Annotated in this window: 19 protein-coding genes and 3 pseudogenes; 12 read left to right on the top strand and 10 right to left on the bottom strand. The window is 69.9% G+C overall.

Annotated elements, in window-relative coordinates; genetic code table 11:
• Positions 1 to 216: 216 nt before the first annotated feature.
• A complete protein-coding gene (locus ACIRA5_RS50215) occupies positions 217 to 2,634 on the top strand; it encodes a SpoIIE family protein phosphatase (protein WP_403704484.1) in 2,418 nt (805 codons plus the stop codon).
• A 24-nt stretch (positions 2,635 to 2,658) separates the two neighbouring features.
• On the opposite strand, the gene ACIRA5_RS50210 is transcribed toward ACIRA5_RS50215, so the two are convergent.
• The 3 genes from ACIRA5_RS50210 to rpmF all read right to left on the bottom strand — a co-directional run bounded on the left by ACIRA5_RS50210 (position 2,659) and on the right by rpmF (position 4,254).
• Positions 2,659 to 3,051: an SCO5389 family protein gene (locus tag ACIRA5_RS50210; protein ID WP_403704423.1), complete on the bottom strand. Its 393-nt coding sequence runs from the start codon at positions 3,049 to 3,051 to the stop codon at positions 2,659 to 2,661.
• Between the two features lie 68 nt (positions 3,052 to 3,119).
• Entirely contained in the window at positions 3,120 to 4,082 is a 963-nt protein-coding gene (locus ACIRA5_RS50205; RefSeq protein ID WP_403704420.1) for an ATP-binding protein, read from the bottom strand.
• Position 4,083: 1 nt separating this feature from the next.
• On the bottom strand, positions 4,084 to 4,254 hold the full coding sequence (gene rpmF / locus ACIRA5_RS50200; protein WP_403704417.1) for a 50S ribosomal protein L32: 171 nt from the start codon (positions 4,252 to 4,254) through the stop codon (positions 4,084 to 4,086).
• 208 nt (positions 4,255 to 4,462) lie between these two features.
• Between rpmF and ACIRA5_RS50195 the strand changes: the two genes are divergently transcribed.
• The 7 genes from ACIRA5_RS50195 (at position 4,463) to ACIRA5_RS50165 (ending at position 8,460) form a co-directional block, all read left to right on the top strand.
• The gene (locus tag ACIRA5_RS50195; RefSeq protein WP_371642791.1) at positions 4,463 to 5,143 is read left to right on the top strand and encodes a DUF6445 family protein; all 681 of its coding nucleotides are present in this window, start codon (positions 4,463 to 4,465) and stop codon (positions 5,141 to 5,143) included.
• Positions 5,144 to 5,160: 17 nt separating this feature from the next.
• Positions 5,161 to 5,358: a hypothetical protein gene (locus tag ACIRA5_RS50190; RefSeq protein WP_403704413.1), complete on the top strand. Its 198-nt coding sequence runs from the start codon at positions 5,161 to 5,163 to the stop codon at positions 5,356 to 5,358.
• Positions 5,355 to 5,690 carry a hypothetical protein gene (locus tag ACIRA5_RS50185; protein WP_403704410.1) on the top strand — a complete coding sequence of 112 codons (336 nt, stop codon included), beginning with the start codon at positions 5,355 to 5,357 and terminating at the stop codon, positions 5,688 to 5,690. The genes ACIRA5_RS50190 and ACIRA5_RS50185 overlap by 4 nt, the downstream gene beginning before the upstream one ends.
• Before the next feature lie 9 nt (positions 5,691 to 5,699).
• Positions 5,700 to 5,807: a hypothetical protein gene (locus tag ACIRA5_RS50180; protein ID WP_403704481.1), complete on the top strand. Its 108-nt coding sequence runs from the start codon at positions 5,700 to 5,702 to the stop codon at positions 5,805 to 5,807.
• Between the two features lie 166 nt (positions 5,808 to 5,973).
• The gene (locus tag ACIRA5_RS50175; protein ID WP_403704407.1) at positions 5,974 to 6,363 is read left to right on the top strand and encodes a luciferase family protein; all 390 of its coding nucleotides are present in this window, start codon (positions 5,974 to 5,976) and stop codon (positions 6,361 to 6,363) included.
• A 405-nt stretch (positions 6,364 to 6,768) separates the two neighbouring features.
• Positions 6,769 to 7,260, top strand: a complete 492-nt coding sequence (locus ACIRA5_RS50170) for a diacylglycerol/lipid kinase family protein (protein WP_403704404.1) — start codon at positions 6,769 to 6,771, stop codon at positions 7,258 to 7,260.
• Positions 7,261 to 7,647: 387 nt separating this feature from the next.
• Positions 7,648 to 8,460 (top strand): acyl carrier protein, encoded by an 813-nt coding sequence (locus ACIRA5_RS50165; protein WP_403704401.1) that lies wholly within the window; start codon positions 7,648 to 7,650, stop codon positions 8,458 to 8,460.
• 563 nt (positions 8,461 to 9,023) lie between these two features.
• Here the strand turns inward: ACIRA5_RS50165 and ACIRA5_RS50160 are convergent.
• On the bottom strand, positions 9,024 to 9,683 hold the full coding sequence (locus tag ACIRA5_RS50160) for a TetR/AcrR family transcriptional regulator (RefSeq protein ID WP_403704398.1): 660 nt from the start codon (positions 9,681 to 9,683) through the stop codon (positions 9,024 to 9,026).
• A 204-nt stretch (positions 9,684 to 9,887) separates the two neighbouring features.
• Here ACIRA5_RS50160 and ACIRA5_RS50155 point away from each other — a divergent pair, with 204 nt between their 5' ends.
• Positions 9,888 to 12,128 carry an MMPL family transporter gene (locus tag ACIRA5_RS50155; RefSeq protein ID WP_403704395.1) on the top strand — a complete coding sequence of 747 codons (2,241 nt, stop codon included), beginning with the start codon at positions 9,888 to 9,890 and terminating at the stop codon, positions 12,126 to 12,128.
• Between the two features lie 317 nt (positions 12,129 to 12,445).
• On the opposite strand, the gene ACIRA5_RS50150 is transcribed toward ACIRA5_RS50155, so the two are convergent.
• From ACIRA5_RS50150 to ACIRA5_RS50135, 4 genes and pseudogenes are all read right to left on the bottom strand, one after another.
• Positions 12,446 to 13,291: an MIP/aquaporin family protein gene (locus ACIRA5_RS50150; RefSeq protein WP_403704392.1), complete on the bottom strand. Its 846-nt coding sequence runs from the start codon at positions 13,289 to 13,291 to the stop codon at positions 12,446 to 12,448.
• Positions 13,292 to 14,211: 920 nt separating this feature from the next.
• Positions 14,212 to 15,465, bottom strand: a pseudogene (locus tag ACIRA5_RS50145) (bifunctional serine/threonine-protein kinase/ABC transporter substrate-binding protein); the annotation flags it as partial.
• A gap of 35 nt (positions 15,466 to 15,500) precedes the next feature.
• A complete protein-coding gene (locus ACIRA5_RS50140) occupies positions 15,501 to 17,726 on the bottom strand; it encodes a bifunctional serine/threonine-protein kinase/ABC transporter substrate-binding protein (protein WP_403704389.1) in 2,226 nt (741 codons plus the stop codon).
• On the bottom strand, positions 17,723 to 18,502 hold the full coding sequence (locus tag ACIRA5_RS50135; RefSeq protein ID WP_403704386.1) for a hypothetical protein: 780 nt from the start codon (positions 18,500 to 18,502) through the stop codon (positions 17,723 to 17,725). The genes ACIRA5_RS50140 and ACIRA5_RS50135 overlap by 4 nt, the downstream gene beginning before the upstream one ends.
• A 410-nt stretch (positions 18,503 to 18,912) precedes the next feature.
• On the opposite strand from ACIRA5_RS50135, the gene ACIRA5_RS50130 reads away from it, so the two are divergent.
• Together ACIRA5_RS50130 and ACIRA5_RS50125 are read left to right on the top strand one after the other, a co-directional pair.
• Entirely contained in the window at positions 18,913 to 19,905 is a 993-nt protein-coding gene (locus tag ACIRA5_RS50130; protein WP_403704383.1) for a phospholipase D-like domain-containing protein, read from the top strand.
• Positions 19,906 to 20,136: 231 nt separating this feature from the next.
• The gene (locus ACIRA5_RS50125; RefSeq protein WP_403704380.1) at positions 20,137 to 20,706 is read left to right on the top strand and encodes a GNAT family N-acetyltransferase; all 570 of its coding nucleotides are present in this window, start codon (positions 20,137 to 20,139) and stop codon (positions 20,704 to 20,706) included.
• A 61-nt stretch (positions 20,707 to 20,767) separates the two neighbouring features.
• Here the strand turns inward: ACIRA5_RS50125 and ACIRA5_RS50120 are convergent.
• Positions 20,768 to 21,169, bottom strand: a pseudogene (locus ACIRA5_RS50120) (LysR substrate-binding domain-containing protein); the annotation flags it as partial.
• Between ACIRA5_RS50120 and ACIRA5_RS50115 the strand changes: the two are divergent.
• Positions 21,168 to 21,323: pseudogene (locus ACIRA5_RS50115) on the top strand (dehydrogenase); the annotation flags it as partial. The pseudogenes ACIRA5_RS50120 and ACIRA5_RS50115 overlap by 2 nt on opposite strands.
• A gap of 30 nt (positions 21,324 to 21,353) precedes the next feature.
• Here ACIRA5_RS50115 and ACIRA5_RS50110 read toward each other — a convergent pair.
• Complete coding sequence (locus tag ACIRA5_RS50110) at positions 21,354 to 22,610, bottom strand: glucarate dehydratase family protein (protein ID WP_403704377.1); 1,257 nt, start codon at positions 22,608 to 22,610, stop codon at positions 21,354 to 21,356.
• Between the last annotated feature and the right edge of the window lie 230 nt (positions 22,611 to 22,840).

Raw genomic sequence — 22,840 nt, 5'->3', positions numbered from 1 at the left:
CTCTCCTTCCGTGCGCGCGGTTTCACGCCATCCCCGTGGAGTGATACGTGGCTGACGGCCCCGGGGTTCAACGGCCCCCCAGACCCCCGAGCCCACGTGGTCGTACAACGTGAAGAATGGGCAAATAACGGGTAGGACCACCTTCGGGGAGCGGAGAGGGTCGCCGTGGCTGCGAGCGAGGAACGAGACGTGCCGGCCGCCCGCCGGCGCTTCGACATGGCGGACGCCGCGCCGCTGCTGCTCGACGCCCGGATGACGGTGACCAGCTGGACCGCGGACGCCGAGCGCCTGCTGGGGTACGCGCCCTCCGAGGTCCTGGGTCGCCGCGCCGCCGACCTGCTGCTTCCGGAGGACGCGGCCCGGATCCCGGATCTTGCGGCGCGGTGCAGCGACGGCGGCGGCTGGGCGGGACTGCTGTCCGCGCTGCACCGGGACGGGCACGCGGTCCGGGTGATGGTCCGGGCCGTCCCGATACGCGAGAGCGGCGGACCGACGCGCTGGGTGGTGCTGCTCGCCGATCTGGCCGGTGGCCCCGGCTGGGACATGAGCCGGTCGGTGCTGGAGCGGATGAACGCCCGCTCGCCGGTGGGCATCGCCATCGTGGACACGGACCTGCGCTATGTGTGGTCGAATGCCGCGCTGGAGCAGTTCGGCGGGGGGTCGCCGCACCGGCGGCTGGGGCGCAGGCTCGCCGACATCCAGCCGGGCCTGGACGCCGAGACGCTCGAGGCCCAGATGCGCCGGGTGCTGGAGAGCGGCCGGCCGGTCGTCGGGTACGAACACGTGGGCCGCGTACAGTCCGCGCCGCATCGTGAGTCCGCGCACTCCCTGTCGTTCATCCGGCTCGAAGACGACCACGGCCACCCGATCGGGGTCTACTACACCGTCGTCGACGTCACCGATCGCTACCGTGCGCGACGGCGGCTGGCGCTGCTCGACCGGGCCGGCGAGCACATCGGTCGCAGTCTGGACGTCCTGCACACCGCACAGGAGCTGGCCGATGTCGCCGTACCGGGGCTGGCCGACTTCGTCACCGTGGACCTGCTGGAATCCGTACTCAGGGGAGCCGAGCCGATGCCCGGCCGGCTGAGCGACACGGACGTGGTGTCACTGCGGCGTGCCGGACAGCAGTCGGTCCGGGCCGGTATCCCGGAAACCGCGGTCGAGGTGGGTGAGGCCGCGACCTACCAGACGACCTCTCCCCCGGTCCGCGCTCTGGCCGAGGGCCGGTCCTGGCGTGAGCCTCGGCTCGACCCGCAGGCCAGGAAGTGGAGCACGAGCGCCCGCGAGGGCCCGGCCGCCTCTTTCCTCGACCTCGGGCTGCACAGCGCGATGATCGTGCCCGTCCGGGCCCGTGGCGTCACACTGGGGATCACCACATTCTTCCGGCGCGACCGCGAGGACCCCTTCGACGAGGACGATCTGAGCCTGGCGGAGGAGTTCGTCGGCAGGGCGGCGCTGTGCCTGGACAACGCCCGTCGCTACACCCGTGAGCGCGACGCGGCGCTCGTCCTCCAGCGCAATCTGCTCCCGCACCGCTTCCCCGAGCAGAACGCGGTGGAGGTCTCGGCCTGTTACCGGCCCGCGGACGAGCTGACGGGCCTCGCCGGGGACTGGTTCGACGTCATTCCGCTGTCCGGGGCGCGGGTGGCACTGGTCGTGGGCGAGGTGACCGGTCACGGCATCGACGGCGCCGCCGCCATGGGGCGGCTGCGGGCCGCCGTACAGACCCTCGCCGATCTGGACCTGTCGCCCGAGGAGGTGCTCGCGCACCTGGACGACCTGGTCAGCCGGGCCGCCCGGGAGGAGGGCAGCGGCGCGGACACCCTCACCAGCGGGATGCAGGCCGTCGGAGCCAGCTGTCTGTACGTCGTGTACGACCCGGTGAGCGGGCGGTGCGCGATGGCGGGCGCGGGGCATCCCGCACCCGCGGTCATCGCTCCCGACGGCACCGTCACGTTCGCGGACCTTCCCCGTGGTCCCGCGCTGGGTGTCGCCGGACTGCCCTTCGAATCGGTGGAGTTCACCCTCGAGGAAGGCAGTGTGCTCGCCCTGCACACCGACGGGCTGATCGCCACGCCCCGCACGGGACGGGATCCGGACGCGGGCCGGGAGCGGCTGCGGGGCGCATTGGCCTCGCACCGTCAGCCGTTGGACGGCATGTGCCGCACGATCGTGGACGATCTCGTGCCGTCGCGGCCGTACGACGACGTGGCGCTGCTGATGGCGCGCACCCGCCGGCTCGGCGCCGAGCAGGTCGCGACCTGGGACCTGTCCACATATCCGGCCATGGTCGCCGAGGCCAGGAAGGTGGCGACGCAGCAGCTGAGTGCGTGGGGCCTGGACGAGCTGGTCTTCACGACCGAGCTGGTCGTGAGCGAGCTCGTCACCAATGCGATCCGGTACGCCTCGGGGCCGATCCGGCTGCGTCTGATCACCGAGCGGGCGCTGATCTGCGAGGTCTCCGACGGCACCGCGACCGCCCCGCATCTGCGGCATCCGAAGACCACCGACGAGGGTGGCCGCGGGCTGTTCCTGATCTCCCAGTTCACCCGACGCTGGGGCACCCGCTACACCCCCGAGGGGAAGGTCATCTGGGCCGAGCAGTCGCTGACCACCCAGCCCACGACGTGACGGACGGACGTGTGGCCGCGGGGTTCAGCAGTCGCGGAACTCGGGTGACTGGTTGAGGATCTGCGAACGCTGTGAGGTGAACCGGGAGTGGGTCGCGCCGCCCCGGCCCTCGGGGCGGAAGACCGCGACGCGGTGGCAGTTCATGAAGGCGAGGGTGACGCCGAAGTGCCGCTCCAGGCTGCCGCGGATCGCGTCGCTGGCGAGCGCCCTCAGTAGCTGGCCGCGTTCCCTCTCGGAGGGCGGCGGAGTGTGGTTGTCGGCGAACTCAGCCGTACCGTCGCGGAGTTGATGAGCCAGGTCGGCGATGAGGTCGTACGCGTACGGCAGGGACGTACGGACGGTGTCCACGAAGTCCGCCTCGCGGACCGGACCGCGTTCGGCTTCGGCGAGCAGCTTCGGGGAGACGTCGAGTGACATGAGAGTGGCAGTCCTGTCGCTAGGTGGTTCGGTGGTGCGCCGGTCGTACTCCGGCCGTGCGCGGGGGATCAGTCGGCGGACGGTTCGAGGGCGGTGGGGCCGTGCCGGAAGTCGGGGTCGACCTGTGCGGAGAGGTCGGTGCCGGTGGCCCGGTCGGCCCAGGCGGCGGCGTTGCGGAGGTGGAAGGCGACGGCGTGTTCCTGGAAGGCCGTCCAGTCCTTGGTACGGGCGTCCAGGGCCGTCCGCATGTGGCGCAGCGCATGGATGTTGTGCGGTTCGAGGTCGCCGTGGGGTCGGCCCTGCTCCTGGGCGCGCACCCAGGAGGAGTGCCGGACGTACGTCAGGAGGTCGTCGCCGACCTGTTCCTTGAGGAAGAGCAGGTCGTCCTCGGCGGTGACCTTGTTGCCGATCACCGCGATCGGGATGCCGAACTCCTCGGCGTGGTCGCGGTACTGGCGGTAGACGGAGACACCCTTGCGGGTGGGTTCGGCGACCAGGAAGGTCATGTCGAAGCGGGTGAACAGTCCGGAGGCGAAGGCGTCGGCACCGGCGGTCATGTCGACGACGACGTACTCGCCGGGCCCGTCGACGAGATGGTTGAGGTACAGCTCCACCGCTCCGAGTTTGGAGTGGTAGCAGGCGACGCCGAGATCGCTCTCGTCGAACTCACCGGTGACCATCAGCGGTACGCCGCCGACCCGCTGGAGGTGCGCGGTGTGCACCGGGTCGTCGCCGAGGAGGCGCAACAGGCGTGAGCCGCGGCCCGGCGGGGTGGTCTTGATCATGGCCTCGGGCGAGGTGATGAGCGGGTTGCTGCCGCGCAGGTGGGCCTTGATCTCGCCGAGTCGCGCGCTGAGAGGCGAGGCGGCGAAGGTCTCGTCGTCGCCGAGGCCGAGGGCGTGGGCCAGGTGCTGGTTGATATCGCCGTCGATGGCGACGACGGGCGCGCCGGAGTGCGCCAGCTCGCGGGAGAAGAGGGCCGACAGCGTGGTCTTGCCGCTGCCGCCCTTTCCGACGAAGGCCGCGCGCATCTCAGCGCTCCGGGAGGAGCAGGCCGCGCTCGTACGCCTTGGCCAGTCGCTGGGGTACGAGGTGGGAGGCGCCGCCGACGGTGACCGGGACGAGCCGCGCCGTGGCGGCCTTCCACTGGGCGCGGCGGTGACGGGTGTTGCTGCGGGACATCTTGCGTTTGGGCACGGCCATGTCGATCTCCAAGGTAGGTGGACACGACCGACGCTATCTGAAAATGGATCTCATTTCCAAGCTGGCGCGCGGGGCACGTGCGGGAAGCACACGGGGCTGGCGCGCGACACAGAGGGCGCGCGGACAGCCTTGACGCCAAGCGAAGTTGACAGATTGTTGACCAATTCCCAGGCGAGTGGTGACCGACGCCGCCACTATGGTCGGCCGCATGTCCTCACACCCCCCACGGACTCCGGCCCTCCCCGTCCTCCCTTATCGGAAACCGACCCGTGACCGGGACTACTGGGTCTTCGACGATGTGCTGCCCGACGTGGACGCCGTCCGGGCGCGCTGTCTCGCCAAGGACGAGTGGGCCAAGGGCTACCCGTACACCTCGGAGAGCTGGCCGGGCCTGCGGACGATGCCGGGGCTCGAACCGGACGAACTGGCCCGTGTGGAACGGCTGGTGAAGAAGGCCACCGGCGCGAAGGAGCTGTGGGTGCAGAGCACACCCTCCGGGGGCACGCTCAACCACAACTGCGTCCAGGTGGTCGGCAAGGACGAGGGCCAACCGCGCCCGCACACCGACTCCCGCGCGCTGTGCCGGTACGCCGCCGTGCTCTATCTCAACCCGGTCGTACCCAAGAGCTGCGGAACGAGCTTCTACCGGCAGAGCCTGCCCGGCGGCCGGCTCGGCGGGAACGTGGTGGCGGCTCCGCACAACAACCTGGTCGACGCGCTGGGTACGCGGTTCGTGGCGCCGGACTCCTTCGTCGAGGACCTCGAGGTCCCGCACCGCTACAACCGGCTGCTCCTCTACCACGCCAACCTGATGCACAGCGCCACCGGCTACTGGGGCAGCACGATGGAGGACAAGCGGATGACCGCGGTCTTCTTCTGGATGGCGTGAGTCCACGTGCGGATGGCGTGAGTCCGCACACCGATGCCGAGCGGCCCCGGACCTTGGAGTCCGGGGCCGCTCGGCTGTGCGGGGCGGTGGTGCACGAGCTGGTGCGCGGGGTGACGGAGGGCGCCGCCGACCGGCTCGCCGTCGGGCTGCGCGCCGGGAGCTTCGGCCTCGGATCGATGTGGGCGGTGGTATCGGGGGCGAGCGGCGGCAGGTGACGGCGTTCGCGCGGATCGCCCACCGGCTCGCGGTGCATCTGATGCGGCACAGGACCGAGGACTACCGCACCCACCGGGTCGAGAGGGAACAGCTCGCCGTTCTGCCGCACGGCGCTCCCACCGTCACCGGCTCCGGCGACTCCATCGAACTCCTGCGCGGCACCCACTGGGTCGCCGCGCCGGCCGATACAGCGGTCCCGGGACCTGACCGTGCACGCAGGGCACTTGTCCCACCTCTGGTACCTCGTCCTGACCGTCGGCCGTCCCCACGAGAACTCGGCGGCGACGGCCCGGACTGGCTGCGGGACCTGCTTGACGTCGGGACCGGGTGATGCGGCACCCTGCGCTACCGACTGACGCAGATCGAACAGACCATCGGTATCAATCTCGCCGATCCCGGCATCAGGCTCGTCCTCGCCCTCCAGTTCGAGGTACGCGACCCCGCCTGACCCACCCGTCCCGTACGACCTCGCCCTCGACCTCGGGGAACGCTGCCCGCTCGAGGAGAAACGCCCCTGACTTCCACCCGCCCTTTCCGGACATGCGTGGGCTACGGCTCCGTTACAGCTTGCTCAAGTTCTGGTGGCCGGACGGTGAGCTCGTCATGATGGGCGCATGACGTTGGCCTCGCGTGCCATGACGCAACTGGCGGGCTGGCCGGACCTCGCGGAGGCCCGGCCGAGCTGCGGCACAGGGCGGGCGCTGAGTTCGGCGCAGGGCGAGATCGTGCACTTCCATTCGGATCACGATGTCGACCTGCACCTCACAGCGCGTGCCATTCACCGCTTCCAGGATCACCTCAGGGGCGCCACCGCGGTCCGGATGGTGCCCGAATCACGGTGGGTGACCATACGCCTCGAGGTGGACGCCGACATCGGCCTGCTCCTCACCCTGGTGAGCCTCGCTCTTCAGTCCCACCAGACATGGCCGGTTCCGGGCGGCTCTCCGTCGGCGGGCTGCAACGACCTCCGCAGCATGGTGCTTCCGCGCGACAGCGTCGGCTGAGACGTCACGGGCCCCGCCCGGAACGTGTGGCCGCTGACGGTCGAGGACAACGTCAACGAGGGACTCGCGCGGAGCCGTACAGGCCCGCTCACCACCCTGTCGTACCTCGGCTCGGAGGCGGGCAACACCCTCACGGTGATCGCCATCACCCTGCTGAGCTGTGTGGCTGCTGCTCATACCCCGGCTGCCGATGTGGCGTCGCGGCATGTATCACCCCACGGACATGATCGGCGGGATGGCCAACGGCGCCCTGTCCCTGCTGATCGTCGGCCGTGCCCTGTTCACCCGCGAGCCCGGCAGCACTGCCGTGATCTTCAACCCCACGGTGACCGGCGAAGCGACCCGCCAGAAGCTGCGGCGGCGACGGAACCGTCAGGGTGGCCGCGGACGCCCCGGCGGGCCCGGATGGTGCTCGTCGCCAACGTCGGCACCGTACAAGGCGGTCTCAAGCTCCTCCCGGCGGCCCGTCCCGACGACGGACCGCTCGATCTGCTGATCCTCGACCCGCGCGGCCCCGGTGGCTGGCTGCGTGCCCTGGGCGTCCCGATGCGCGGCCGCAGGTGGAACTCGCGGCGCACGACCGTGGACACGCTCGTCCCCGAGAACACCAGCACGAAGGGCGTACCGGTGGAGTTCCTCACCTTCCGGCGGGCCGAACTCACCTTCGCCGCAGCGCAGTCGCGTGAACTCGACGGGGACCCGGTGTCCCACGGCCGACGTCTCACCGCCGAGGTCAGGCCCGGCGCGCTGACCTTCCTGTGGTTCGGCCTGGTCTTCTCACTGGTCAACGGCACCATCGCTATGTGCCAGATCGAACGCGGCGCCAGCCGGTCGGACACAGAGTGGTGCGCAACACCCGTGGAGAGTGGTCGCGTTCCGCGCTCTCCGGGTCCGTGAGCGGCGTATCGAGGAAGGTGTCGAGGGTGTGGTCGTACACCGGGGCCGCCTCGTCGAGGCAACTGGTGTTCCTCGGCCGCCGTCAGAAGGACACACAGGCCGTTCAGGGGACAGCGATCTGGGCTGAACAGGCCCCGGAACTAGCTCCCCGCCTCCCCTTCGCCCACCCGCCGAGGGCAATGCGGGGCAGCCTGCGGCCGACGTCCAGGTGAACGCGCAACCCGGACAAATCCACCTCCTGCCACAGCCGCGTAACAGCGGCCGGACAGGGCACAACTCCCGCCCCACCTCGCCGGTCGAACCTGCTGCGTCGCACACCTGCGCCGCGGCGGAACCGGTGCCGCCCGGCGTAACTCCTTTAGTTCCGACCGAAGTTGGAGTTGTCCTGTGTCCAGGAAGTCCCTACCGACGCGGCTTGCCGCCACCGCCGCGCTCCTGCTCACCGCAGGCGCGCTGTCCGCGCCCGCCGCCTCAGCCAAGCCCTCGGACGCTTCCCCCGGCGACGCCTACGTGCTGACCGTGACCACCAACCCGACGAGCACCGACTACGACAACCGCCACGTCGACGTCATCGGCACCGTCACGAAGGCCGACGGCACCCCGGCGCCCAACATCCCCGTCACCATCCAGGAGGTCGTCCAATTCACCACCTGGAACCCGTGGGGCGACCCGATCGACCCCCACTACTACGAACCGCGTGACCTGGGCACGCCGGTCACCGACGCCGGCGGGAAGTTCACCGTCCCCGACGTCGACATCGACCACGTGACCGGCAGCAGCCTGCTCAACGTCCAGCACGGGGTGCAGATCACCGCTCTCTACGACGAGGACGGCGACCTCAACACCCCGCAGGACGGCTACTTCGCGGACACCACCGTGGCTGCCAACGCCAAGTCCAGCACCGTCAGTTACCAGGTCAACAAGAAGAAGGTGAAGGCGGGCGACACCCTCACCATCCTTGGCAAGGTCACCCTCCCCAAGGGGGTCGAGCCCGGGGGTACCGAGGTCTTCCTGCAGACCTACTGGGAGAACGAGTACCAGGTGAAGACGACCGCCGAGGACCACGGCTTCTTCGTGCTGACCGTGCGCGTCTCACGCGACGACGACACGTTCGTGCTGCGTACGGCCCCGAAGGACCTCTACGTGGCGGGCGTGGACCAGCCGCTCCCGATCACCAACACCTCGCTCCCCCGCACCTAGCCCTCCACAGGAGGCGAAGTTCTTGGGTTCAGTCGGTTGATCCCTCGAACTTGATCACCGAGAAGGGAACTGTCTGAAGCAGTGGCGGCCTTCGTCTGATCCTGTGCTCGGTTACAGAGGCACAGGGACAGCACGAAGGCCGTGGGCGTGAGTCCGGTGCATCAGGGCATCCCGAGGGATGCGTTCCGCTGCCGAGGGTGGTCTACGACCCCGAGGGCGCCGGCCACCCAAGCACGGGGGCGAGTTCACCTTCGGGGACCCCAGCACCTGGGACGCCGAACGAGCCCTGACGACCACGGACACCCGGCTCTGCGGGACAGCGACCGCGCAGACATGAGACCGGCCGCACCCGCCGCTCACCCGCCGGGCGGCACGGCTCGACGACGACGGCCAGCTGCCCATCATCGAAGGCACCGTCGTCCGCCTGGTTGTGGAGAAGCTGCACGAGCCCGCCGCACCCGTCCCTCACCGAGCCCGCCGCTCCTTCTGGCGTGCTTGCGCGGCGGCCGCTGCCGACGCGTGGCACCGGCGAGAGCTGAGTGGGCGGCGGAACAAGACGCCTTTCAGGACTCCGTGGGCATGCGCAGCAGGTCGGCCAGCTCGGCGTCGTAGAACCGCGCGGGGTCGAACCCCATCCCGGTGAAGTGGCCGGCGAGTTCCAGGGACAGGGCCCCGTGCAGGCGGGTCCAGAAGGTCAGGGCCCGGTGGAGCGTGGCGGGCGGGGCGGGGTGGCCAACCGCCCAGTCCCGGTGTTCGGCGAGGTGGGCATCGAACGGGGTCGCCGGGCCGTCCGTGGACAGTTCGACGCACGCGTCGAGCAGGGACGCCATGATCTCGGAGGCGATCGCGGTGATGTCGTCGGGCGCGTGGTAGCCGGGGACGGGGGTGCCGTAGACGAGGAAGTACCGCTGAGGGTCGGCCAGGGCCCAGCCGCGCAGCGCGTGCGCGAGGCCGGTCGGATCGGCACCCGCGGCGCGGGCCGCGCGGAAGGTGTCGGCGAGGCTGCGGTACGCGTCCCTGACCAGCTCGGTGATCAGCTCGTCACGGCTGGCGAAGTACCGGTAGAGCGCGGGCCCGCTCATGCCCATTCGCTTGGCGATCGCGTTGAGGGAGAGCGCGGACGCCCCCGCCGTGGCGATCTGTTCCCACGCATGCTCCTTGATCTCCGCACGCACCTGGGCGCGGTAGCGCTCGCGTGGCGTCGTCGCCTCTGCTCCGTCCATGACCTGCCCTCCCTCACCATCTAGTTAGAGGCTATCACGAAGGTTATTGACACTCCCTCCGTGAGTGAGTTACAACTTCTAACGAACCAGATAGCAAGTAACTCACCGCGCAGCACTCAGGCCTGGCGGGGCACTGCGCCGGCGCCGCTGTACATCCGGCTGTTTCAGGCCACTTCCCCCGTAAGAACGCAAAGGAGAACGCACGTGTTTGAACGCTTGGCCGAACTTGCGATTCGCCGGTCCCGGCTGGTCCTCGTCATCGCCATCGTGGCCGTGGCCCTCATGGGCGTGTGGGGAGCCGGCGCATTCGAAAAGCTGCGCGGAGGCGGCTTCGACGACCCCGCCTCCCAGTCCACCCGGGCCACGAAGGTCATCGACGAGAAGTTCGGCGGAGAGACGAACCTCGTCCTGCTCGTCCAAGCCCCCGCCGGTCGCATCGACACCCCCGCCGCCACGCAGAGCGGACACACCCTGGTCGCCGACCTCAGGAAAGAGAAGGAGCTCACCAACGTCGTCTCGTACTGGGACACGGGCAGCCCCGACCTCCGCTCCCGGGACGGCCGCGAAGCCATGGTGCTCGCCCATGTGACAGGCGACGAGACGCAGCAGCGGGAAAACGCCCGGAAAATCCTCGACGCCTACACCGGAACCCACAAGGCCGCACTCACAGTCCAGGCCGGAGGCGGCGCAGCGGTGGGCAACGACCTGTCGAAACAGGTGGTCGACGATCTGGTCCTGGCCGAGACCATCGCCATACCGCTCACCCTCGTGCTGCTCCTGTTCGTCTTCGGCAGCGTGGTCGCGGCCCTGCTGCCGTTGGCCATCGCCGTCATCGCCGTCATCGGTTCGTTCGCCCAGCTCTCCCTCCTCGGCAGCGTCACCGACGTCGCCGACACCGCGACCAACCTCACCACCGCCCTGGGCCTCGGACTGGGCATCGACTACGCCCTGCTGATGACCAGCCGCTTCCGGGAGCAACTCGCGGCAGGAGCGAGCGTGGACGACGCCGTACGGCGCACCGTGCACACGGCCGGCCGCACCGTCGCGTTCTCCGCCGCGACCGTGGCGGCGGCGCTCGCGGCGCTCCTGGTGTTCCCGCAGTACTTCCTGCGTTCGTTCGGCTTCGCCGGAGTCGGTGTCGTCGCCGTCGCCGCCCTCGGCACCCTGTTCGTGATGCCGGCCCTGCTGGCCGTCCTGGGTCACCGGGTCAACAGCGGGCGGCTGCCGTGGGCGAAGCCGGGGCACTCCGCCGCCCGGGCACCGATGTGGGGACGGCTGGCCCGCACCGTCATGCGGCGGCCCGCGCTCACCGCGCTTCCCGTACTCGCCGTACTGCTGGCGGCGGCGAGCCCGTTGCTGGGCATCACCTTCGGCACACCGGACGAACGCGTCCTGCCCAAGGACGCCGCCAGCCGCCAGGTCTCCACGGCACTGCGGGCGAACTTCGACGGCAGCGAGGACTCGGCCGTCAACATCGTCATCGACCAGCCCGTGAACAAGGCCCCGCTGGAGTCGTACGCGGTCGAACTGTCCGGGCTCAAGGGTGTCATACGCGTCGAGACCAGCACGGGAACCTACGCCGCGGGACAGTCCACGACGACCGCTCCCGGCAACACCGCGCTCGGTCTGCCCGACGCGCAGCGCATCAGTGTGGTGAGCTCCCTGACACCGAAGTCGGACGCGGCCCAGAACCTGGTGAAACAGGTGAGGGCACTCATCCCGCCCGCCGGGACACACCCCCTCGTGGGCGGAACCGACGCCGTACTGGTCGACTCCAAGGACTCCATCGGCGGCCGGCTCCCGATCGCCGTGGCCCTGGTCGCCCTCACCACCTTCGTCCTGCTCTTCCTGTTCACCGGCAGCGTCGTGCAGCCGCTGCGCGCACTGGTCCTCAACGTGATCAGCCTGGCGGCGACCCTCGGCGTCATGACCTGGATCTTCCAGGACGGCAACCTCTCCTCCCTGCTCGGCTTCACGGCGCAGCCGATGGAAATGTCGATGACGGTGCTGATGTTCTGCATCGCCTTCGGCCTTTCGATGGACTACGAGGTGTTCGTCACCAGCCGGATCAAAGAACTCCACGATCTGGGCAAGGACAACGAGACCGCCGTGGCCGACGGCCTCGGCCACACCGGACGCATCGTCAGCGCGGCGGCATTCCTCCTCGCGGTGAGCTTCTTCGCTTTCGGCACCGCCAAGATCAGCTTCATGCAGATGTTCGGCCTGGGCAGCGGACTGGCCGTCCTCATCGACGCCCTCGCCGTACGCGGCGTACTCGTCCCCGCCGCCATGCGCCTGCTCGGCCACTGGGCCTGGTACGCACCCGGTTTCCTCCGCAAGCTGCATGACCGGTTCGGCCTCAGCGAAGGCGGCCTCGAACCCACGGCCGCGACGGAACCCGCAACAGCAAGGTCGCCGTACGTGAAGGACGCGACGGGAGCCTGACCACCCAGCACCGCGCCGCACTGGGTGACGGCCCGGGCTCACTGCCCCCGACGCTTCGTCAGCGCCGCGAACATGAGCCCGGGTCGGCGCGGCATGCGTGCCGGCCTTTTCTCGAAGCATCCCATTGCAGGTCGGCTCAGTATTGATGGTGCGTCAGCTTGTACGGGATCTCGGCCGCCTGTTGGTCGCCGAGCCGCCGGCGGCAAGCCTGCCTTGTGGCGGATGACGTCTCCCTGGCCCTGGCGTTCCAGGGGCCGCGGCGATGGAGTCGGTGCGGGTGTCCTGCCGGACGATGGCGTTGCACCTTTTCGTAGGTGTCAGTCCTTGGGAGCGGGGATGCGGCCCGGGGGCTCCGGCTCCGCTGTCGGCAGGAACTGGCCGACGAAGAACTTGTACAGGGCCGCGCCGACCAGACCACCGACCAGGGGACCGAGGATCGGCACCCAGAAGTAGAAGTTCCCGTACTGATCTCGCCATGCTCCGCCGTACCCCGTGAGGAAACTGGCCAGACGGGGACCGAAGTCACGCGCCGGATTGATCGCGTAGCCGGCATTGGTGCCCCAGGCCATGCCGATGGCCACGACGACCAGGCCGATGATGAACGGGCCCATGTTGGCACCGGGGGGTGTGTTGAGAAGGTCCGTGATGGCCAGGATCAACAGCACCAGGATGGCGGTGCCCATGACCTGGTCGCGAAACGCGCCCCACTCGTAGACCGGCAGGTTCGTGTTGCCGTTGGCGGGGAGCGTGGAGAACACGAACTGCGTCTTGAGGGTGTGTCCGGGGTCGGCCTTCGCCAGTGCCTCGGTGTAGTTCCATCGCACGAGGAGGGCCGCCACGAAGGCGCCGGCCGTCTGCGCCAGCGCGTAGGGCACCACCTTGCTCCACGGAAAACCCTTGAACGCGGCCAGGGCGAGGGTCACCGCGGGGTTGAGATGCGCACCGCTCAGCCGTGCCGCGACGTAGACACCCAGGGTGACGCCGAGGCCCCACGCCCAGGAGATGCTGTCGTGGTTTCCGAGGCCACCCGGTGGAGTCGTGAGCGCTCCGCCGGCGACCACCTGGGCCACCACGCCGCAACCGAAGAGGATGAGAATCATGGTGCCCGCGAATTCGGCCGACATCTCGCCTACCAACCCGGACCTGCCAAACCGCTCACTCATGGAAGCCCGCTTCCCGCCGGCTCAGGACCGGCCGTCGACTGCCCGGGTCCGCAGGGCATCAGCATAGGGCGATCAAGAAATAACCGCACAAACAGTGAAATGTCGTGCACTCGAACCTGAAACGCTCACAGCCATGCGATGAGTCATAACTCTACGTAGCGATAATATCAGGACAAATCGATATCGCCAGTGGAATGCCTTCCGCGGACTGCGACACTCCGTGACCACGCCGGATGGTCCACCATCCGGCGCGGTGCTGAGTCCTGCCGTCGGGGGGCGGGAGCGGGTGGTGCCAGAGGCGCCGTAGGCCGAGCAGTAAGGCACCGCCCCCTGCCGGTGCAGCACGGTCGTCCTCAAGGCGGACGCCGTGATGCTCCACGATGGACGCAGACGGTGAACCCACCGCCACCCGCGTGCGGGTGAACGGCAGCACCGGCCCTGGCGTGCTGGTCTCCGACAGCGGCCGGGGTCCTTCACCGCGTGTGAGGTCGCCGGGAGCGCCGAGAACGGCTTCCAGATCGAGAGCACGGCCCGGGTCTCCGTCGTCCACTGCACCGCCCGCGACAACACAGGCGGTGGCCTCGTCCAGGCCAGGCCAGGCCCGGCGACCGGCTCGCCGTCGAGGGGCTGTGAAGGGCGTCACGGGCTGCGCAACGCCGGTGCCCTCATGCTGCCGTTGGCAAGAGGCCCCGGATCAGGTCTTCTTGAGCTGGTCGTAGCGACCGAGGAAGCGGGGGGTGCCGTTGTGCAGACGGTAGAGGAAGAGGCCGTTGACCGAGTGGAACGCGTCGGTCGCCGCGTCGAACGCGATGGTCTTGGCAAGCCCCTTGTAGGTGGACGCGCGGAGCCTGCGCACCATGGCACCCCGCTCGACCTCGACATTGCCCAACTCGCGCAGACCCTGGGCGACGAAGAACAGCGAACCTTCCGGCCACCTCCCGGGCCCGCTTCGCCTCCCCGGCGTCGTCGAGGACCTTCAGCGCCAGATCGAAGGTCCGTCCCGCACGGGAGCGGGAGTTGAAGTCCTCCACGGCCAGCCGCGCACCCCGCTCCTGCGCCCGGCCGATCGGCTTCTCCGCTCCCGACAGATCCCCATGCAGCCCGATGACGTACCGGAACAGTGGTCCCTGGCCCGTCGTGCCGCCGCCGGCCGCGGACCTGGACGCGGCCCAGGCCGCCAGTCCCCCGCCGGTCACGATCACTCCGGCCGCGGAGCCCAGCGTCAGCAGGCGGCGCCGTGAGAGGGCGGGCCGCTCCGGCGGCTGCACGAGTGTGTTCGGCCCGGGGTCGGGCAGTGCCAGGACGGCGGCCGAGCGTTCCGCGATCAGCCGGGGCAGCGCGGACGGCAGCCAGTCGCCGGTCCGTCCGTCCTCACCGGCCAGGACGTCCCCCACCTCCCGCGCGGTGGGCCTGGCCCGCGGGTCCTTGGCGAGGCAGCCGGTGAGCAGCGGGACCAGGGCCCACGGTACGGCGTCCAGGTCCGGTTCCTCGTGGACCGTACGGAAGATGACGGCGGCCGGAGTGCCGGTGCCGAACGGGCGGCGGCCGGTCGCGGCATAGGCGAGGACGCAGCCGAGCGAGAAGATGTCGCTCGGCGGGCCGATGTCACCGGCCCGCGCCTGCGCCTGTTCGGGCGAGAGGTACCCGGGCGAGCCGATCACCACGTCGCTCGCGGTGAGCGCGGTGGCGCCGGTGGAACGCGCGATGCCGAAATCGATCAGCCGGGGCCCGTCCAGGGCGAGCAGGACGTTGCCCGGTTTGACGTCCCGGTGCACCAGGCCCGCGGCGTGCACCTCGCTGAGCGCTTCGGCCAGCCGGGCGCCCAGGACCCGCACCGTACGCTCGGGCAACGGCCCGTGCAGCGCGACGGACTCGGCCAGCGACGGGCCCGGTACGAAGGCGGTCGCCAGCCAGGGCTCGCGGGCCTCCGGTTCCGCCGCGGTGACCGGCACCACCCACCGCCCGGTGAGCCCGCCCGCCGCCTCGGCCTCGCGGCGGAACCGGGTGCGGAAGTCGTGGTCGGCCGCGTACTCGGCGCGGATGACCTTCAGCGCGACCAGAGCGCCGCCCGTCGAACGGGCCAGGTAGACCACGCCCATGCCGCCCGCGCCGAGCCGGCCCAGCAGCCGGTGGCCGCCGACGAAGGGCGGGTCGCCCGGTTTGAGCGCGTGCACCCCCGCGTGCCCCTCTGAGTGCACCCCGCTCACTGCTACACCTCGGAGGGGGCGGCGCCGAGGAAGCGGAATCGGCCGCCCTCGACCTGGTGCAGGAATATGCCCCAGCCTGCGAACGTGCCGTCCTCCGGCTCGAAGGAGAACTCCTTGGTGATGCCCTGGTAGCGGCTCCTGCGCAGCAGGGCCAGCAACTCCTGGCGCTTCGGCGGCCGTCCGCCCTTCGTGGCCTTCACCAACTCCTGGAGAACGAGGTTGACGGTGTCGTACGCCTCGGCGGCGTAGTGGCCGGGCGCGGCACCGTAGCGCTTGCGGAAGGCGGCGGTGAAGGCCGCCGCGGCCGGTAGGGCGGACGGGTCGACGAAGGAGGCGGTCAGGAGCCATCCCTCGGCCGCGTCCCCGGCCTGTTCCAGGAACGCCGGGTCGATCACGGCCTGCGGGGTGAGCCGCGGCCCTTCGAAGCCGGCCGTCGCCAGTCGGCGGGCCACCAGTGCCGCGCCCTGTGCGTAGCCGGCGTAGACGAAGGAGTCGATCCCGGCCCGCAGCATGTCGTCGATGACGGGTCCGATGTCGTCCGTGCCGTCCGCGCTCGCAGGGATCACCCGGGGGTAGGCGGGGCGGCCCAGCCGGCGCAACATGGTGGCGTTGATCGAGGCGGACTCCGTGGAGTACGTCTGCGCGGTGCGGTCCTGGAGCAGGCCGGGGCGCAGCACCCCTTTCTGCTTCCTGAGATAGATGCTGATCGGGATGGCGACGGCCGCGTCGCTGGGGCGGCAGTGCACGAAGGACCGGTATTGCTGCGAGGTCAGGATCAGTCCCCCGGCCGAGACGCACAACAGCGGCAGCAGGGCCTCGTCGTAGGTGCCCAGGACCGCATGGGCCGTCTCGTCGTTGGTCGGGCCGAGCACGGCGAGCACGGCGGTGTCCTGGATCAGTTTCCTGGCCGCGGTCTGCGCCCGCCCGGCGCTGCCGCCGTCGTCGGCGGTCTTCAGGGTGAGCTCGAAGGGCTTGCCCTTACGGGAGTTGAACTGCTCGACCGCCAGGCGCACGCCCCGCTCCTGCGCCTCTCCCGCCGTCCGCTGTGCCCCGCTCAGGTCCGCCTGCACTCCGATGGCCCAGCTGCCGGCCCGCGGAGCCGGTGCCTCAGGGTCGTCCTGATCGCGCAGGGCGGCCCAGGCCGCGGCCCCGCCCGCCGCCATGAGCACCGCCGCACCGGAGACCAGGAGCAGCCGCCGCCGGCCGGGCGACGCCTGCTCCGTGTCCCGCGGTGCTTCGGCGACGGTCGGCTCGATGTCGGGGAGCGCCAGCATCTCGGACGAGCGGTCGGCGATGGCCCGTACGACGTCCTCGGGCAGCCAGTCGAGCCGGCCGCCTTCGGGGACGGCGTCCTCGACCAGCAGCACCGTGCAGATCTGCTCGGCCGTCGGGCGGTCGGCCGGGTCCTTCGCCAGGCACAGGTGCAGCAGCGTCAGCAACTCGGTGCCCGCTGTGTCTTTCTCGGATTCCTCGGATTCCCCGGATTCCTCGTTGTCCGCGGCGTTCTCCTCGGCTTCGATGCCGGCCAGGTCGGGTTCGTCGTGGACCGTTCGGTAGAGCAGGGCGTCCGGCGTGCCGGTGCCGAACGGTGGTCGGCCGCTCGCCGCGTACGCCAGCAGGCAGCCCAGCGAGAAGATGTCGCTGGCCGGGCCCAGTGCCGCGCCGCGGGCCGCGGCCTGCTCGGGTGAGAGGAAACCGGGGGTTCCCACGACCAGGTCGGTGGAGGTGATCGCGGTCTCGTCGGTCGCGCGGGCGATCCCGAAGTCGATGAGGCGCGGGCCGTCCACGGCGAGCAGGACGTTGGCGGGCTTGACGTCGCGGTGGACAAGACCGGCGGCGTGCACTTCGCGCAGTGCGGCGGCGAGCATCCGGGCCAGCACGCGTACGCTGCGGACAGGCAGCGGACCGTGGCGGGCGACCGCCTCCTCCAGCGAGGGGCCGGGCACGAAGGCGGTGGCCAGCCAAGGCGACGCCGCGTCCGGGTCGGCGCCGGTGACCGGCACGGCCCAGGGGCTGGTCACCCGGCGGGCCGCCTCGACCTCACGGCGGAACCGGGCGCGGAAGTCCGGCTCGTCCGCGTACTCGGCCTGGATGACCTTGACGGCGGCCAGTGTCCCCGCCTCCGTACGGCCGAGGTAGACCACGCCCATGCCGCCCGCGCCGAGCCGGGCCAGCAGCCGGTGTCCGCCGATCGTGGCGGGGTCGGTGGGGAGCAGACGCCCGCTCATCCCGGCCCCTCCAGTTCGCTCTCGGTGAGAGTCAGCATCTGCCCCACTCCCTGCTGCAGCGCGGCATCGACCTCATTCCCGGACCGGCCCTTGGAACCCCTGCCGGAGACGGCCACCGTGACCTGGCCCAGACGGCTCTGCATCCAGTAGTAGTAATAGGGGCCGCCGAGTTCGTCGCTGTAGTACTGGCCGCCCTCGGTGAGTGTGTCCTCGGCGGTGGAGTTGCCCAGCAGACCGAAGGCAGACCCCTGGGAGAGCAGTCCGGTGATCCGCTCGCCCTGGCGGAGCTGCTGGTCGGGACAGCGCAGCGCCTCTTCGAGGGTCTCGGCCATCTCCCAGTCGGCATCCTTCGCCGTTCGGTGCACGGTGACGACGGCGGCGACGCGGATCGGGCCCTTGCCGTCCTGCGTGGGCAGTTCGCTGTAGCGGGTGAGGGTGGCGAGTACCGTCGCGGGCAGTGGATCGCGCTGCCAGACGCAGTTCGCGTCGAGCGCGGGCCAGAAGCCGGGGTCACTCTCGTACGGATCGCGCTTCACGAAGCCGGGGCCCCAGTTGACGGGGGCCGCCGCGACGGCGCGGGCCAGGCGTTCGGCCTCTGCGCGGGTCTTCGGCGCGCGGCCGGGATCGGGGGTGAAGCCCAGGCCTGTGGCGCTGGGGCTCGGGGCCGGGCTGGAGCGTGTGCCGCTGCTCGCGGTCGCGTTCTTGGAACCGGGGGGCTCGGCGGCCTCGCCACCGCCCCCTCCCGAACAGCCCGCCAATAACAGCCCGGTGGTCAAGGTGCCTCAGCAGCACAGCCGCACCCGTCTCCGATACTCCATCGCCGCCCCCCATCCGCACACCCGTTCCCCGCTGGGAGCGTATCGACTGTGCCGCGACGGGACTACGGCTGTGACCGTCCGCTGGAAATACGTAGTCCTTTTCGGTCAGCCGCCGGCGCCGGCCGGTTCGGGCCCCGAGTACTCCCAGCACTCCACGTACTCCCAGCACTGAACGTACGAAGATTTTGCGATCGCGCGAGGATCGCATGAACCGCTTCCCACCTGCATGAAGTCCCCTTTGTCCATGGGCACGGCCGGCCGGTAACTCCGCGTTCACCAAGCTTCTCTTCCTCACCGTTCTACGCGCGTGCTGTCATGCACGTGCCCACCGACCCCCGGGTGGACATCAACTCGACTAGGAGCCACGTATGTTGTGGAAGGTCCTCGGCCGCGCGGGTGTCACGCTGGCGGCCGGCGCCGCCGTGCTCGCCACCGCCGTCCCCGCGAACGCCGCAAGCTACTCCGCGTTCGCCTTCTCGCAGAGCAGCAGCCAGCCGACCGTCTACGACTTCATCAACTCGGCCACCGCCTCCCTCGACATGACCATGTACGAGCTGGAGGACACCACCGCCGTCAACGACCTCATAGCCCTGAAGAACAAGGGCGTCACGGTACGGGTGATCCTGGACGGCGCGCACAAGTCCGCCAACCAGTCGGCGTACAACGCCCTGACGAGCGCGGGCGCGGGCGTGGTCTGGTCCTCGTCCACCTTCGTGTACACCCACCAGAAGACCGTCACGGTGGACGGCTCCAAGTCGCTGATCCTCACCGGCAACCTCACCTCCCAGTACTACCCGACCGGCCGTGACTACGGCGTGTTCGACGACGACAGCCGCGATGTCGCCTCGATCGAGAAGGTCTTCAACGCGGACTACACGGGCACCGCGATCACCCCGACCGACGGCGACCATCTGCTCTGGTCCCCCACCGACTCCCGCAACCGCCTGCTGTCCCTGATCAACGGCGCCACCACGACGCTCGACGTCGAGGAACTGGAACTCAGCGACAGCGCGGTGGTCAACGCCATCGTGGCCAGGGCGCAGTCGGGCGTCGCCGTACGGCTGGTCCTGGAGAGCCCCTCCAGCTACTCCAGCGAGGTGTCCGCGATCAAGGCGGCCGGTGGCGCGGTCGTCGGCTACTCCGACCCCAACGGCTTCTACATCCACGCCAAGGCGATGGTCGCCGACTACGGCCTGTCCACCCAGAAGGTGGAGGCGGGTTCCATGAACATCAGCAGCAACTCGCTGAGCAACAACCGGGAACTGGGCATCATCCTCACGGGCACCGGCGTGGCCCAAGCCGTTGCCACCACCATCGAGACCACCTTCACCAGCGACTACTCGGGCGGCACCACCGCCTAGAACCCGCCGGAAGAGCGCTGGTCACAGCGACGCGTCGCGTACTGCGACCAGCAGGGGCGGCTCGTCGCCGTGCACGGCGGTGAGGTGGGGCGCAGACGCGTGAGACCGGCCGAGGCGTGCGGCATCGGCCCGGATTCGCCCCGGGCCGCGCAGGGACAGGTACGTCCAACTGCTCGCGCTGTGCGGCCAGATGCAGCGCCGAAGGCCACCGCGGCCACATACCCTCGACCGATGGACAAGATCACTGTACGGCTGAAGGCAGACGCCACTCCGTCAGCCCCCGCTCTCATCCTGCGCCCCTGGCGCCCGGCGGACGCTGCCGATCTGGTCGAGCTGTATCAGGACGACGCCATGCGCCGCTGGACGAGCTCAGCCGTGAACGACGAGGCGAGCGCGGCACGGTGGATTCAGGACCAGCAACAGGGATGGGAGACGGGAGACCGCTTCGGATTTGCCATCACGCAAGCCCAAGCTGCGGACATGGAGGGACAGTTGGCGGGTCACGTGATCCTCAGGAACGTCGCCTCGGGCACTTCGTCCGCCGAGGTCGGCTACTGGACCGCGGCACATGCGCGCGGCCGGGGAGTGGCGCCCCGAGCACTGCGGGCGCTGACGCACTGGGCCTTCACCGCCTTCCCCGATGGCGGACCGAAGCGCCTTGAACTCGTGCATCAAGTGGACAACACGGCGTCATGCCGCGTCGCGCAGAAGAGCGGGTACGAACTGATCACGCTCTTGCCCGCGGCACCACCCGCCTACCCCCTCGCCGGTCACGTGCACGTACGGGAGCGCGACCGCTGACCCAGCCGGGCCGCCACCCTGGCACTGCTGCTGACGGCTCCGCCATGGGGAGAACAGCCGGTCAAAGACGTGTCGCCACCCGGATCAGGTCGGCGACCGCGCGCAGTCGGCTCTGCGACGGCCAGGCGATCGCCGTGGTCACGGGCGGAGCATCCAGGACCGGCACGGCGGCGAGATCCCGGCGCAGGTCGGTGCCGGCGGACTCGGGCACGATCACGGTGGTACGGCCGAGCGCGATCAGCTGGAAGAGCCGTATCAGGTTCCGCGCCTCTGCCCCTCGTCCCTCCGGGTAGGTGCCGCCGGGACCGGGCCGGCGCGCCATCGGGAGTTCCGGCAGTGCGGTGACCTCGGCCGTCCGGATCCGGGAGCGGCCGGCAAGTGGGTGCGAGTTGGGCAGGATCGCCACCTGTCCCTCGGTGCAGAGGGTTTCGGTGTCGAGTCCGGCCGTCGAATCGAAGGGCAACGCCTGCCCCGGCCACGTGGCCACCGACCTCAATGGGTTCAGTGGCACTCAGACCCCTGAGCAGGGCGCGGTGATCGCCATCCGGTTGGCGGCTCTGCCCGACGACGGCCCTACCGGCCGGCTGTTCGACGACAAGGGAGTCGTACCGTGGTGATCTTCTGATGTGTTGTCCACGGCCTCCGGATCACCAGCGTGGAAGTCGGAGCTCGTACTCGGGATGGAATCGCCGCATATAGCCGGTGTCGTCGCGGCCGCGCAGGCCCGAGTCGAGGTAGCGGCGGTGGAGGCGCTCCAGGGAGTCGTGGTCCAGCTCGACGCCGAGGCCGGGACCGGTGGGGACCTCGACCGAGCCGTCCCGCAGCTCCAGCGGGCCGGGGACGATCACGTCGTCCGCGACATTCCACGGGTAGTGGGTGTCGCAGGAGTGGTCGAGGTTCGGGAGGGTCGCGGCCACGTGGGTCATCGCGGCGAGGCTGATGCCGAGGTGGGAGTTGGAGTGCATCGAGAGTCCGATGCCGAACGCCTCGCAGACGGCCGCCAGTTCACGGGTGCGGCGCAGCCCGCCCCAGTAGTGGTGGTCGGTGAGGAGGACCTGGATCGCGTTCTGTTCCACGGCCGGGCGCAGGTGTTCCCAGGCGATCACACACATGTTGGTGGCCAGCGGCAGGGGTGAGGTCTCGGCGACCTCGGCCATACCGGCGATGGTGGGGGTGGGGTCCTCCAAGTACTCGACCACGCCCTCCAGTTCGCGTGCCACGTACCGCGAGGTCTCAACGGTCCAGGCCGTGTTGGGGTCCAGGCGGAGCGGGCTGCCGGGGAAGGCCTCGGCGAGGGCCTTCATCGCGGCGATCTCCTCGTCCGGCGGGAAGACTCCGCCCTTCAGCTTGAACGAGTCGAATCCGTACCGCTGTCGCATCACCCGGGCCTGCTCGACGATGCCCGCCGGGTCGAGGGCCTCGCCCCAGCCGTCGCCGATCGCCGGGCGGCCGTCGAGTGCCGGATGTTCGGCCCATTTGTAGAAGAGGTACGCGGCGAAGGGCACGGAGTCGCGGACCCTGCCGCCCAGCAGATCGCTGACGGGGCGTCCGGTGAGCCTGCCCTGCGCGTCGAGGCAGGCCACCTCCACGGCGGAGGTGATCCAGCCACACTCGTGGGAGCCTGGCACGGTGGGCAGCAGGGTGGCGTCGATGGCGGCGGCGATGGCCGTGGTGTCGAAGACGTCCATGCCGACGATCACCTTCCCGGCGGCCAGCAGACGTTCGAGTCGGTCGTCGCCGCCGGGGGTCTCGCCCAGGCCCACGGTGCCTTCCTCCAGGACGAGTTGCAGGACACAGCGCAGCGCGAGGGGCTCGTGCACTCCGCTGGAGTTGAGGAGCGGCGGATCGCTGAAGGCGATCGGTGTGACGATGAGCTGACGGATGCGACTGTCGGTCGAGTTCATGTGCGGACTGCCTCCAGGTCGGGGTCGATCGCACTAAGTTCATGTCCGTGAGCTCGCTTCATCAATCTGAATCACGCAACGGGCCCCGGCGCTCACGTACTCGGTGAGTGCCGGGGCCCGTCGAAGAGTCGTCGCGATCCGATGACTTCAGATGACAGCTGACAGATTTCAGATTGCAGCTGTCATCTGTCAGATTTCAAAAACACCTGTCAGACGTCAAACATCAGACG

This window comes from Streptomyces sp. NPDC096311, from assembly GCF_044763085.1.
In the GTDB taxonomy this organism is placed as follows: domain Bacteria; phylum Actinomycetota; class Actinomycetes; order Streptomycetales; family Streptomycetaceae; genus Streptomyces.
Note: the sequence above shows the minus strand (reverse complement) of the source record. Positions and strands in the feature narration are given on the sequence as shown.